The organism is Ectothiorhodospiraceae bacterium 2226, assembly GCA_013348725.1.
GTDB lineage: Bacteria > Pseudomonadota > Gammaproteobacteria.
The window spans coordinates 180,098-192,760 of the sequence record CP054689.1 but is presented as its reverse complement, the minus strand read 5'-3'; the positions used below and the strand labels follow the sequence as shown (position 1 = coordinate 192,760).

The following is a 12,663-nucleotide window of genomic DNA, read 5'->3' as shown; positions in this document are numbered from 1 at the left end:
AGTAGGGGGTGAAGCTGTGCTGCTAGCAGAAACGGGCTGGCGATCGGGCAGGGTGATGGTCGGTCGGTTCGGCGCGGTGCCGGTCGTGGCTACATGTTTGCCATACTCTAGGTCAAGCTGACAAGGAGGTGCATCGATGGGCGACACCTGGGTGTTGGTGGCCGACGAGGCCAAGGCACGGTTTTTCCGCTATCAGCCGCGCAAGGAGATCCTGGACGAGTTCGAGACCCTCGCGCATCCGCAGCGGCGTCTGCAGACGAGTGAGCTGATCGAGGACAAGCCCGGCCGGGTATTCGACAGCGCGGGGGACGGACGTCACTCCATGGGGCAGCCTACCGATCCGCACGAGCAGGAAGCCCTGCGCTTCGCGCGTGAGATCGCGGGCAAGCTCGATCTGGCACGGGCACGCAATGAGTACGACAGCCTGATGGTGGTCGCCGCACCGGCCTTCCTGGGCATCTTGCGCGATACCCTGAGCGGCGAGGTGCGCAAACGCGTGGCACACGAGGCGGCCAAGAACGTGGTGCACATGGGGCGCGAGGACATCCTGCGCCAATTGCGCCACTGAGCCGTCCGCCGCGCCGGACGGAGCGATGGTAAGCTGATCTGCCCGAGGGCGTCTTCGCCGCGGCGGCGCCCGCGTCGCAGGACAAGGAGTTGGCTATGCGTCGATCAGTGCTGAGCGGGTTTGTGCTCTTGGTCTGGTTGTTGGCGGGCACGACGCCCACTGCGCACGCCTTTCAGTGGGTGGACGGCTTCGAGCCGGGCATGGAGGTCGCGCGCGAACGCGGCGTGCCGGCCTTCGTCTATTTCGATGCCTACTGGTGCAGCTGGTGCCACCAGTACGAGCGCGAGACGCTGAGCCGCCCCGAGGTGCAGCGCTTCCTCGACCGCGAGTTCGTGCCCGTTAAGGTCGATTACGACAGCCGACCGGATCTGGTGCAGCGATTCGGTGGCCGGGGGCTGCCCTTCACTGTGGTGCTCAGTCCCCAGGGCGAGTTGTTGACCCGCTTCGTGGGCGTGCTACAGCCGGAGGATCTGGTCGAGGTGCTGCAGCGCCTGCCGCGACCGGGGGAGGCGCAGCCGCCGCTGGCGCGGGTCGAACGCGTCGACGCCGAGGGGCTGGAGGCGGTGCGCGAGGCGTGGCTGGATCATCTGGAAAGCCTGTACGACCCCTTCCTGCAGACACTGGCCGGCCGGTTCGAAACGGGCGTGACGCTCAAACGACCCTCCCCGCGCGCTTGGATCTGGCTGCGGGACGTGGAGGGATGGGACGAACGCGAGCGCGAGGCGGCGCATACCGAGGCCGAGCGCCTGCTCGATCCGGTCGACGGCGGTTTTTTCAACTACTTCGATCCCCATCGCGCCGAAGGCGCCTACCGCGAGACCTCCAAGCTGCTCGAGGCCAACGCCTGGATCAGCCTGTGGCTCACGCTGCACGCAAGGGAGAGCGAGGCGGTGGCCGACGCCGCGCGCGCCGGTTACCTGTTCCTGCGCGCCCGGCTCTGGGACGAGGACGCGGGCGGGTTCTGGCAGGCGCAGACAGCCGACCACGAATACTACGCCCTGTCGCCCGCCGAGCGCCTGCGGGCAGACCCGCCGCCGGTGGAACGGGCCAAACGCACCGATGCCAACGCGCAGGCGGCCTACGCGCTGGCTTGTGCTGCGCAAGTCGTGCCGTGGCAGAGCGGTCCCGCCGCCGGTGCGCAGTTGCTGGAGATGGCGGAACAGACGCTCGAGTTCCTGCTGTCCGAGATGGTGGACGACGAGGGGCGCGTGTATCACTACTGGCGCGACGGCGAGCGGGTCACGCCCGAGCTGCCGGAGGCCAAATTCTGGCTGCTGGCGGCGGGTGCCGCGTTGGAGGCGGTCGCGCCGAACGAAGCGCGTCAGGCACGCCTGGCGCCGGTTGCCGAGCGCGCCGCAGCTTGGCTGGGCGCGCGCGCCCAGGCCGATGAGCCGCTGGCGCCGGAAGTGGCCGCGATCGTCGCCTGGGGGGCGGGGCTGCACGAGGTGTATCCCGTGCTGGACGGCGCCGATCAGGAATGGGCGCTGCGCCAGGTGCGCATCGAGGTCGAGTCCGAGCCCGACGAGGTGGTGGCCGGCATCGCCGCTTTGGAGCGGGCGGTCGACGGCGCCGGCAGAGGCCTTTGCTGGTGAGCGAAGGGACTGGCGCAAGTGACTCACGCAACGGGGTCCGTCGTCGCTGATGCGGGTTATCCCTTAAGCGGCTCAGGAATCGATCCGATTAGCGGGCGAGTCGCCGCGGATTATGGTTGAGTTCCCCTTGACGGGGCACCGGCCAGAGCACGGTCGAGTTGGCTCCGGACGCATAGGAGGTGCGTTCGGGGAGCTTTCGACGCAGGGATGCTGTGGGCGCAGGATGCGCCGAGATGATGCGAACTGGGGTTCGCCGCGCGCCGGCCCCCGCGAACCACGAAGGTTCGTCTCGAGGGCAGCCGTGGCGGTGCAGGGAGGCGCCAGCCGCGGGTGTCCGAGGTCCGCATCAGCGTGGCGAGCATATTGCGCGGCTCGCATGCAGCCTAGGCCGCCGGGACGTAGCGGCCGGGCGCGAAAGCAATAGGCGTAGGGGCGCATCCAGGGAGGTCTGGTGACAAGGATCGTCTCACGTTCCCGCAGCAGGTTGTCGGACAGCCTGTTTCGACACGTCGCCAGCGGTGCCGCCAATGCGGCCGGTGAATAAGGATGGGCACCCACCCGCCACCAAGGAGAACGATATGGAATATCGATGGCATATGCGCAAGCCCATGCGGCTGGACGTCGTACTTTACTACCGCGGCACCCGGCTGCTGCAATGCGCGGCGAAGGACATCAGCCTGCAAGGCATGTTTCTCAACACCGGCCCTGCGTTCTTTGCCAAGAACGTTCCCGTGGAAGTGGCCTTCAGCCTGCCCGATGCCGACGGCAACATGCGCCACTATCATATGCGCGCGGTCGTCGTGCACGGCGAGGCGGGCGGCATCGGCATCATGTTCCGCGACTACGACACGTCGCTGGGGGATGCCTTGCGTCAGGCCGAGCATGCGGGCCGCGCCCGGCCGACGCCGTGGCGTCATGAACCCGTCGGTGAGCGCGTAACCGGATAGCCCCTTGGGAGCGGTATCGCAGGGCCCCGCGGTGCCGCTCCCTTTCTACTGCAAGCTCCTCTGTCCTGCTCCCCTTCTTCCTTTGGTCGTCCCGCACTTGAGAACTGCATCGTCCGCGTGGCTCGGGCTGCCGAGCCGCTGAAAAGCGCGAGTTTTTATCCCCTGCGCCGTTACATCAACGGACTATACTTCGAGTGGTTCCGGTCGCAGCAGGGACGACCGACAAGCATTATCGAAACCAGAATTCGAGTAGCGGCGCGCGGGATGCGTGGCGCGCAAGTCATGGAGAGACGCAATGCAGCGCTTGGACGCGGAAAGTGTCAAAGAACGACGTGGGCGGTTGCGCAGGGACGTCGAGTTGAACGTCAACCTGCAGTACCGCAACCATCGCGGTGCCGTGGGGCGGTGGTGCCGCACCCGCGATCTCGGTCTGGGCGGGGCGTTTATCGGCGTGGAGCGATGCCCCTTGCCCTGCAAGACGCCGGTCGAGCTCGTGTTCCTGCTGCGAGCCGGCAGCGTGATCCGCCTGTATCGGCTGGGCGCGCGCGTGGTGCGCCGCTCGGAGGAGGGGCTGGGCTTGGTGTTCGACCACTTTGACACACGCACCTTCCAGGCGTTGCTGGAGGTGCTGTCGTGGGGCGATCAGCCGCCGCGTGGTCGTGCGTAGCTGACCAATATCGGCGTACGAAAAAAGGCCGCAGCGATGCGGCCTTTTTCGTTGGCGCTCGACGGCCGCGTCAGTAGGCGTTCTTTCCCACGAAGCCCTTGAATACCGTCATGAAGATGATCTTGATGTCGGCGAACAACGACCAGTTGTGGATGTAGGCGAGATCGTACTCGACGCGCTTCTGCATCTTGTCGAGGGTGTTGACCTCGCCGCGCCAGCCGTTGATCTGCGCAAGGCCGGTAATGCCGGGCTTGACCTTGTGGCGCAGCATATAGCCGTTGATGAGCTTACGGTACTGTTCATTGTGCACCACCGCGTGGGGGCGCGGGCCGACGATGGACATTCGCCCTTGCAGCACGTTGATGAACTGAGGTAGCTCGTCCAACGACGTCTGGCGCAGGAAGGCCCCGAAGCGCGTCACGCGCGGGTCGTCGCGCGTGGCAGAGCGCACCTCGGCGCCGTTCTCGCAGACGTGCATGGTGCGGAACTTCCACACCTCGATGCGGTTGCCGCGCAGCCCGTAGCGGTCCTGCTTGAACAGTACCGGTCCCGGCGAGCTGAGCTTGATGCCCAGCGCGATCAGCAGCATGGGGATAGCGATGATGAGCAGGATCACGCTGGAGAGCACGATGTCCTCTAGTCGTTTGATCCAGCCGTCGACTCCATAAAAAGGAGTCTCGAAGATGCTCACCACCGGCAGGTCACCCACCTGCGTCCAGGTGGAGTTCAGCAGGTTGAACATGAAAAAGTCGGGCACGACGTACACCGAGGCGGTGGTGTCGGAGAGCTGGGCGAGCAGGCGCTGTATGCGCTTCTCCGCGCGCATCGGCAGGGCGATGTAGATGATGTCGACGCGGCCCTCCTGCGCGTGCTTGACCAGCCGGTCCAGATCGCCGACCACCTTCAATGGCTCGGTGACCAACGGGCGCAGGCCGGCCGGCTTGCGGTCGTCGTAGAAGCCGACCGGACGCAGGCCGCTCCACGGCGCATCCAGCATGTTGCGCACCAGCGCGGCGCCGACCTCGCGCGCGCCGACCACCGCGACGCGCCGCGAATTGAATCCCCGCTGACGCAGGTGCCCGAGCACCATGCGTCCGCCGCTGCGCCACAACAGCAGCACCATCGGGGTCACCAGGAACCAAGTCAGTGCGGCGCGCCGAGAGAATTCCTCCGACGTTTGGGTTGCGTAGGCTAGGAACAGCAGCGCCATAACCACGCTCAGCCAGGTGAGCCAGACGGCGCTGAAGTCGTGCCGGGCCCCAGCCGCGCGCCACGAGCGGTAAAGGTCGTGGAAGGGGGCGAAGAAGATGAACAATCCTATTCCACTGGCGACCGCCAGGGTGTACAGGTCCAGCCATGGCAAGCCATAAAAGCTCGTGATAACCCATAAGGTGAGCCCGATGCAAAGCGCGTCCGCCGCCTGCGACAAGCCGACGAACTTGGAGTGATACGGGCGCATCAAGCGCTGGATGGTTCTACTCTTTATTGGCATATCTCCACTCGCGTCCGTGTGGGATGAAGATATGAAGAGAGCGGCGGACGTGCTTTATGTATTACGGCCGCACCGTGTGCGTCTCCCCGGCCGTGGCAACCGCATCGCGCGGCCGCCTTTCTTCTTCCTGGCGGTGAGTATAGTCGCCGCACCCAGCCCTGCCAGCGTGTGCGGGGGACGTGAAGAGAGAGCTGGGTCGGTTGTTCTAGCAAGCGATTAGGGCTTTCCCGGGCTCGGCTAAGGCGCGTGGTGGCCGCCTTGACAGGGGTGGGGGGCGCTGCTTCACTCTGACCAAAAACATAAGCCCCACGACACGGACCGCATTTCTTCTCACACGATAAGGATATGGGCGCAATGAAATCGCTTCTCCGTTGGAGTATTCCCCTGTTGTCTTTTGCGGCTGTCGGCTGCGCGCACGTCGGCCAGCCCGACGGGAACAATGCCGGCGGGGACGAAAACATCACCACCGCGGCGATCGAGTCCGAGGCCGGCGTGCCTCACGGGCGCTACCAAATCGGCCCGGAGGACAAGCTGGAGATCTCGGTCTGGCGCGAGGAGGGGCTGCAGCGCGTCGTGTTGGTCAAACCGGACGGTTGGATCACGTTTCCGCTGGCCGGAAACCTCCAGGCACAGGGCAAGACGGCCAGTGAGTTGGAGGAGGAGATCACTCAGCGCCTGCGCCGGTACATCCCTGAGCCGGTGGTCACGGTCACCGTTCAGGAAGTGGCCAGTAACAAGATCTTCGTGATCGGAAAGGTCAATGAGCCCGGGCAGTACGTCGTCGGTCGCTATGTGGACGTTATGCAGGCCCTGAGCCTGGCGGGTGGTCTGACGCCGTTCGCGGCCGAGAACCGTATCAAGATCCTGCGGCGCGAGGGCGCCGAGAATCGGGTGCTACCGTTCCAGTACGGTCGGGTCCGTGACGGGCAGGCGCTCGAACAGAACATCATCCTGCGTAGCGGCGACGTGGTAGTCGTACCCTAACTAACCGCAGGACGCGACATCACAAAGGGGGGGATGTGAGCTACCGGTGGCCGGACCGAGGGGCATGGCCCGCTGTCGCCCCGCTGGTGCTGGCCCTGCTGGCGCCGGCAGCGGCGACGGCCAGTGAGTGGGTATTGGGGCCTCGCGTGAGTGTGAGTGGGACGTACGACGACAACGTGACCTTGAACGCGACGGACCAGACCAGCGCGTCCGGGGTCGTCGTTGCGCCCGAGTTGCTGTTGCGCCGCAACACCGAGATCACACGCCTGGATGGGCGCATCGCGCTGCGCTTGGCGCGTTACCCGGGGCAGGACTTGGCCGACCGCGACGAAGGTCGGTTCGACGTGCGGGCACGGCGGCGCGGGGAACGCAGTACTTGGGGAATTAATGCCCTTTACCGCCAGGATACGACGCTGCGGGCCGCTTTTGACGACATCTCGGCCGACGAGCCTGGGCTGGATGAGCCCATCGCCGACGATCCCGCGCTGGATGATCCGGATCTCGGTGTGTTCAACGTACGCGTCCGGCGCTCCCGATTGGACCTCTCGCCTCGCTGGGAGTACGCGTTGGATCCCCGCACGTCCGTCAATGCGGGCTACCGCTTTCAGAGCTTGAGCTATGGCGATCATGAGGCGTTGGATGAGGGCGCTTTGCGTGACTCGGAGCGCCACCGCCTGCACACGGGCATGGCCTATGCCCTCACCGAGCGCACGCGCCTGACCGGCACCCTGATGGTCGAACGGCTGCGGGTGGACGATCTGGACGCGCAGACGGACAACTACGAACTGCGCGCGGGGTTTCGCCATGACCTGCGGGAGACGCTTGAAGCCTCACTGGAGGCGGGGGTGCGCCGCACCGAGTTCGACGTGCCGGAGGGGGACGAGGGCACCTCCACCGGCTGGGTGATGGACAGCGGCCTGGCTTATCGCACGGACCTCATGCGCATACGGGGCTTCCTGCGGCGCACGGTACAGCAGAGCTTCGATGGCCGCGCCCTGGAGACCGATCGGGCCGAGGTGCGCGTGAGCCGGGACTTGACCAGCAAGCTGGAGATGGTGCTCGGCGCGCATGTGCTGCGCGCGGAGGCGCTGTCGGTGGACGGCACGCAGCCGGCGCGCAACTACTACGAAGTGGAGCCGCAGTTGCGCTGGAGTATGACCGAGGAGTGGTCGCTGGCCAGTTCGGTACGTTACCGGAGGAACAAACCGGAGAATGGCGAGGCGGCTGAGAGCCGGGCGCTGTTTCTGGGCGTGACGTATGAGCCCCGGGTGATCACCCTCAGGTAGCGAGGCCCGTCTTTAGGACGAGGGACAAGGGATTTTGAGGAAGGGACGCAAATGGAAGAACGGACCAACACATTGGAGCTGAGGGACTACGCGGCTTTCTTCAAGCGCCGTAAGTGGCACATCATCGTCCCGCTGGTGATCATCATGCTGGTGGTCGCGACCGTAGCCTACGGGCTGCCGGCAATGTATCGCTCTTCCGCCACCATTCTGGTCGAGCAGCAGGACATTCCGCAGGACCTGGTGCGCTCCACGGTCACCAGCTACGCGGCCGAGCGCATCGAGAGCATTCGCCACCGGGTAATGACGCGCGAGGTGCTGATGGACATCGTCGAGCGCCATGACCTGTTCCCCGAGGAGCGCGCGGCGGGGCGCGTCGACGACGTGGTGCAACGTATGCGCCAGAGCATGCTCGTGGAGCCGGTGGCGTTCGATGTGGTGGACCCGCGCAGCGGGCGGCAGGTGCGCGCCACCATCGCGTTCAACGTCCACTTCGATGCACGCGATCCGGTGAAGGCGCAGCTGGTGGCCAACGACCTCGCCCAGCTGTTTCTCAGCGAGAACACGCGTCTGCGCACCCAGAAAGCCGATGAGACGGCCAACTTCCTGGCCGCCGAGGCCACGCGCCTCCGCGAGGAGATCGCCGAGCTGGAGGAGAAGCTCACCGCTTACAAGGAAGAGAATCGGGGGCTGCTGCCGGAGCTCATGAACGTGAACGTGGGGATGCTGGAGCGTGTCGAGCGGGACATTCAGAACCTCGACCAGCGTATCCTGACCCTGACCGAGCGCAAGATGTACCTCGAGTCGCAGCTCGGTACTCTAAACCCGCATTCGCAGGACACGCCGCAGGCGCGTCTGTATGCCCTGCAGAGTCAGTACCTGACCTACTCGGCGGTCTATGGGCAGGACCACCCCGACATGGCGCGCATGAAGCGCGAAATCGACGTGCTGCAGAAGGAGGTCGGCAGCATCGACGAAGGCCTGGCGGCGCAGCAGCGGATCATGCAGGCGCAGGCTCAATTGCAGGAGCTGCGCAACCGCTACTCGGACGAGCATCCGGACGTGGCGCGCCTGCGGCGCGAGATCGCGAGTCTTGAGGAGCGGGCCGCGGCGGAGCCGCAGCAGGGCCGCCGGACACCACCGCCGAACAACCCGGCGTACATCAACGTCAATAACGAGCTTGAGTCTGTCAATCTGAACCTGCGGGCGGCCGAGCAGCAGCGTGCTCAACTCGAGGAACGTCTGGAGCAGTATGAGACGCGGGTGGCCTCCATGCCGCGCATCGAGCAGGAGGGGCAGCAGCTCAAGCGCGACTACGAGAACGCCACGGCCAAGTATCGCGAGATTCGCCAGAAGCAGGCGCAGGCGGAGGTCGCCGGTCAACTGGAGCGCGAATCACGGGCGGAGCGGTTCGTGTTGATCGAGGAGCCTCGCGTGCCGGGGACCCCAGAGCGGCCGAATCGCCTCGGTATCCTTTTCCTCGGCACCGCCTTGTCGTTTGCCGGTGGCCTAGGCTGGGCCAGCGCGGCCGAGTACTTCAACCGGGTGGTGCGCGGTGCGCGCAGCGTGATCGGGATATTCGGCGCGCCTCCACTGGCGGCCATTCCGTACATTCCGACGGTGGCGGATCGTCAGCGCAGCCGCCGCCGGCGCCTGATGATGGTGGCCGGTGGCGTACTCCTGGCGGTGGTGATCTTAATGCTACTGCACGGGATGGGTGTGCTCGAGCCGGTGTGGACGCAGTCGGGCGAAGCACAGGGATAGCAAGGAGAGCTACGGATGGAGAATCTGGTACAAGCGGTCGAGCGCGCCCGCGCGCAGCGCCAGCAGAGCAGCGGTGAGGCGCGGCGGCGTGCACTCACGACGACGCCCATCGAGTACACCCATACGCGCGTGGTGCGGGTCCCGCGCGAGGTGCTCGAGGCCAACCGCATCCTCTGCGGCAACAGCTCCGAGGCGCTGCAGCCATACAAGGTGCTGCGCACGCGCATCTCGCAGCGTATGCGCCAGAACGGCTGGAAGACGCTGGGTATTACCAGTGCCCGTCCGCACGAGGGTAAGACCCTGACCGCGATCAATCTGGCGATCAGCCTTGCGATGGAGCAGCAGCAGACGGTGCTGCTGGTGGATGCGGACCTGCGCCGCCCGGCGCTGCACGCACGCTTCCGGCTGCCGCGCGATAAGGGGCTGGCCGATCACTTGATGCACGGGACGCCCGTCGAGGACACCCTGGTGCATCCGGGCATCTCCCGGCTGGTGTTGATGCCGGGCAGTGCGCCACAGCACAGTTCGTCGGAGCTGCTAGCCTCGCCGCGGATGCTGCAGTTGGTGGACGAGCTGCGCTCGCGCTACCCGAACCGTCTGGTTCTGTTCGATCTGCCGCCCATCCTGGCGGGCGACGACGTGGTGGCGTTTGCACCCTATATCGATGCGATGCTGTTGGTGGTCGAGGAAGGGAGCACGCCGCTCAAGGATCTGGAACAGATCCAGACCCTGCTCCAGGGCGTGGAGTTGATCGGCACGGTCTTGAACAAGTCGGTGGATGAAGATACCGGCTACGGGTACTACTGAGCCGGCGCGGGGGCGCACAACGATGTACGAGGAGTTCTACAACTTTGAAGAAAAGCCCTTTTCGCTGCTTCCCGACCCTGGGTTTCTGTACCTGACGAAGAAGCATCGGATGGCGCTCACCATGCTGCAGTACGGCCTGATCAATCAAGCCGGCTTCACCGTGGTGGTGGGCGAGATCGGGGCGGGTAAGACGACTCTGGTGCGCCAACTGCTCAAGGACGTCGATCAGGACGTGACCATCGGCCTGGTATCGAACACGCACGGGCCGTTCAGCGAGGTCATGCAGTGGATCCTGCTGGCATTCAATCTGGATTACCGCGGCAAGGACAAGGTGGAGCTATTCCATGCCTTTGCGGAGTTCATGATCGAGGAGTACACGCAGAACCGGCGCACGGTGCTGATCATCGACGAAGCGCAGAACCTGAGCCCCGAGGCGCTCGAGGAGTTGCGCATGCTGTCCAACATCAACGCCGACAAGGATCAGCTGCTGCAGCTGATTCTGATCGGTCAGCCGGGGCTTAAGGACACCCTTGGGCTCCCGCAGCTGCAGCAATTCGCGCAGCGGGTGGCGGTGGACTACTACCTGGGCGCCATGGACGTCGAAGAGACATGGGGCTACATCCAGCACCGCGTATCCATTGCCGGCGGCTCGCCGGACCTGTTCGACACGCGCGCCTGCGCGGCGGTGCACTACTATGCCCGCGGCGTGCCCCGTCTGGTCAATGTGCTGTGCGACGCAGCGCTGGTGTTCGGCTATGCCGAGGAGCGCGAGCGCATTGATGCGGAACTGGTTTGCCGCGTGGTGCGGGATCGTTCGACCGGCGGGATCTTCGGCCGCCCGGGGGCGAGCCCGCCCGCCGCGCCGGCGCCGCTCAATTGAGGAAGCAATTCCTGCAGAGAGCTTCGAAAGCTTCAGAGCATCCGCCGCCGGCTCAAGGCTTCCCCCGGGCGGCTGGCGCGGCGCGCGCGGGAGCGGGCCGTGAACTAAGGTAGAAGCACAATAGGTGCCGAGGGTGACGTGGTCCGCGCGCTACGCGCGCGTTGTCCATGGCGGTGCCCAGGGAACGCTGTAATCCAAGGAGGGGAGGGAGTATGCAAGCTGTCATTCTGGCAGGCGGCTACGGGACGCGCATTAGCGAAGAAAGCACGATCCGGCCGAAGCCGATGGTCGAGATCGGCGGCCGTCCGATCCTGTGGCACATCATGAAGATTTACAGCGCCCACGGAATCAACGACTTCCTGATCTGCGCCGGCTACAAGGCGTACGCGATCAAGGAGTACTTCGCCAACTATTTTCTGCATGTGTCGGATGTCACCTTCGACATCAAGAAGAACCGAATGGACGTGCTGCAGAACGGGGCGGAGCCGTGGCGGGTGACCATCGTCGATACCGGCGAAGGCACCATGACGGCCGGCCGCCTCAAGCGGGTACGCCACTATCTAGAAGGGGAGACCTTCTGCCTCACCTACGGCGACGGGGTCAGCAACGTCGACATCGGTCGCCTGGTGGATCATCACCGCCGTAACGGCGCCACGGCCACACTCACCGCGGTACAGCCGCCCGGCCGATTCGGCGCCTTCAGTATCGGCAAGGGTGAGGATCGCATCGCCTCCTTCAAGGAGAAGCCGCAGGGCGACGGGGCTTGGGTCAACGGCGGCTTCTTCGTGGTGGAGCCGAAGGTGCTCGACTACATCGAGGGCGATCAAACGGTCTGGGAGCGCGAGCCGTTGGAGCGGCTAGCCGAGGAGGGCGGCCTGAGCGCCTATCGGCACGAAGGCTTCTGGCAGCCCATGGACACCCTGCGCGACAAGCACGTGCTGGAGGAGTTGTGGCGTAGTGGGCAGGCGCCCTGGAAGGTCTGGTGAGGCGCGCCCATGCTCCTTCATGAGCGCCCCGTGATCGGGGCCTGCGCGGATCAACTTGTTCTGAGGACGGCATGATCTTCGAACCGACCACGCTCAAAGATGCTTGGCTGATCAAGCCCGAGAAGCTCAGCGATAAACGAGGCTTTTTCGCCCGTACCTGGTGTCAGCGCGAGATGGAGGAGAAGGGGCTGGTGGCGCGCCTGGTGCAGGCGAACATTTCGTACAACGCCACGCGCGGCACTCTGCGCGGCATGCACTACCAGATAGCACCTTACGAGGAGACCAAGCTGGTCCGCTGCACGCGCGGCGCGATCTATGACGTCATCATCGATTTGCGTGAGGATTCGCCCACTTTCCGGCAGTGGTTCGGCGTGGATCTGACGGCCGAGAACAGCCACATGCTGTACGTGCCCGAGGGCTTTGCCCACGGCTATCAGACTCTGCAGGACGACACCGAGGTGGCCTACCAGGTTTCCGAGTTCTTTACGCCCAACTCGGAGCGGGGTATCCACTATCAGGATCCGGCGTTCGCCGTTGAGTGGCCGCTGGAGGTCAGCGTCATCTCCGAAAAGGATGCCGGTTGGGTGCCCTACACGCTCGCCAATCGCTCGGCCGCCGGCGGTTAGCTCGGGACAGGCCCCGCAGCGCGCAGGGACGCGCTTGCGGGGGGGAGCGCCTCGTCTACGCTTGGTT

General features: G+C 65.2%; 12 protein-coding genes. 11 read left to right on the top strand and 1 reads right to left on the bottom strand.

From position 1 onward, the window contains the following. The first annotated feature begins 136 nt into the window (after window positions 1–136). The 4 genes from HUS23_00905 (at window position 137) to HUS23_00890 (ending at window position 3,774) form a co-directional block, all read left to right on the top strand. Window positions 137–568 (top strand): host attachment protein, encoded by a 432-nt coding sequence (locus HUS23_00905; GenBank protein QKT02489.1) that lies wholly within the window; start codon window positions 137–139, stop codon window positions 566–568. Between the two features lie 95 nt (window positions 569–663). Then, complete coding sequence (locus HUS23_00900) at window positions 664–2,160, top strand: thioredoxin family protein (GenBank protein QKT02488.1); 1,497 nt, start codon at window positions 664–666, stop codon at window positions 2,158–2,160. A gap of 578 nt (window positions 2,161–2,738) precedes the next feature. Next, complete coding sequence (locus HUS23_00895; protein QKT02487.1) at window positions 2,739–3,107, top strand: PilZ domain-containing protein; 369 nt, start codon at window positions 2,739–2,741, stop codon at window positions 3,105–3,107. Window positions 3,108–3,402: 295 nt separating this feature from the next. Beyond that, window positions 3,403–3,774, top strand: a complete 372-nt coding sequence (locus HUS23_00890; protein ID QKT02486.1) for a PilZ domain-containing protein — start codon at window positions 3,403–3,405, stop codon at window positions 3,772–3,774. 70 nt (window positions 3,775–3,844) lie between these two features. Here HUS23_00890 and HUS23_00885 read toward each other — a convergent pair whose 3' ends face one another. Then, entirely contained in the window at window positions 3,845–5,233 is a 1,389-nt protein-coding gene (locus HUS23_00885) for an undecaprenyl-phosphate glucose phosphotransferase (GenBank protein QKT04918.1), read from the bottom strand. Window positions 5,234–5,620: 387 nt separating this feature from the next. Here HUS23_00885 and HUS23_00880 point away from each other — a divergent pair, with 387 nt between their 5' ends. From HUS23_00880 to rfbC, 7 genes are all read left to right on the top strand, one after another. Further along, the gene (locus HUS23_00880) at window positions 5,621–6,250 is read left to right on the top strand and encodes a polysaccharide biosynthesis/export family protein (protein ID QKT02485.1); all 630 of its coding nucleotides are present in this window, start codon (window positions 5,621–5,623) and stop codon (window positions 6,248–6,250) included. A 35-nt stretch (window positions 6,251–6,285) separates the two neighbouring features. Next, window positions 6,286–7,536 (top strand): outer membrane beta-barrel protein, encoded by a 1,251-nt coding sequence (locus HUS23_00875; protein QKT02484.1) that lies wholly within the window; start codon window positions 6,286–6,288, stop codon window positions 7,534–7,536. A 51-nt stretch (window positions 7,537–7,587) separates the two neighbouring features. Beyond that, a complete protein-coding gene (locus HUS23_00870) occupies window positions 7,588–9,297 on the top strand; it encodes a lipopolysaccharide biosynthesis protein (protein QKT02483.1) in 1,710 nt (569 codons plus the stop codon). A 15-nt stretch (window positions 9,298–9,312) separates the two neighbouring features. Then, entirely contained in the window at window positions 9,313–10,104 is a 792-nt protein-coding gene (locus tag HUS23_00865; protein ID QKT02482.1) for a CpsD/CapB family tyrosine-protein kinase, read from the top strand. A gap of 22 nt (window positions 10,105–10,126) precedes the next feature. After that, window positions 10,127–10,984 (top strand): AAA family ATPase, encoded by an 858-nt coding sequence (locus HUS23_00860; GenBank protein ID QKT02481.1) that lies wholly within the window; start codon window positions 10,127–10,129, stop codon window positions 10,982–10,984. 212 nt (window positions 10,985–11,196) lie between these two features. Further along, entirely contained in the window at window positions 11,197–11,970 is a 774-nt protein-coding gene (gene rfbF / locus HUS23_00855) for a glucose-1-phosphate cytidylyltransferase (GenBank protein QKT02480.1), read from the top strand. A gap of 71 nt (window positions 11,971–12,041) precedes the next feature. After that, a complete protein-coding gene (gene rfbC, locus HUS23_00850) occupies window positions 12,042–12,596 on the top strand; it encodes a dTDP-4-dehydrorhamnose 3,5-epimerase (GenBank protein QKT02479.1) in 555 nt (184 codons plus the stop codon). Window positions 12,597–12,663: the final 67 nt, after the last annotated feature.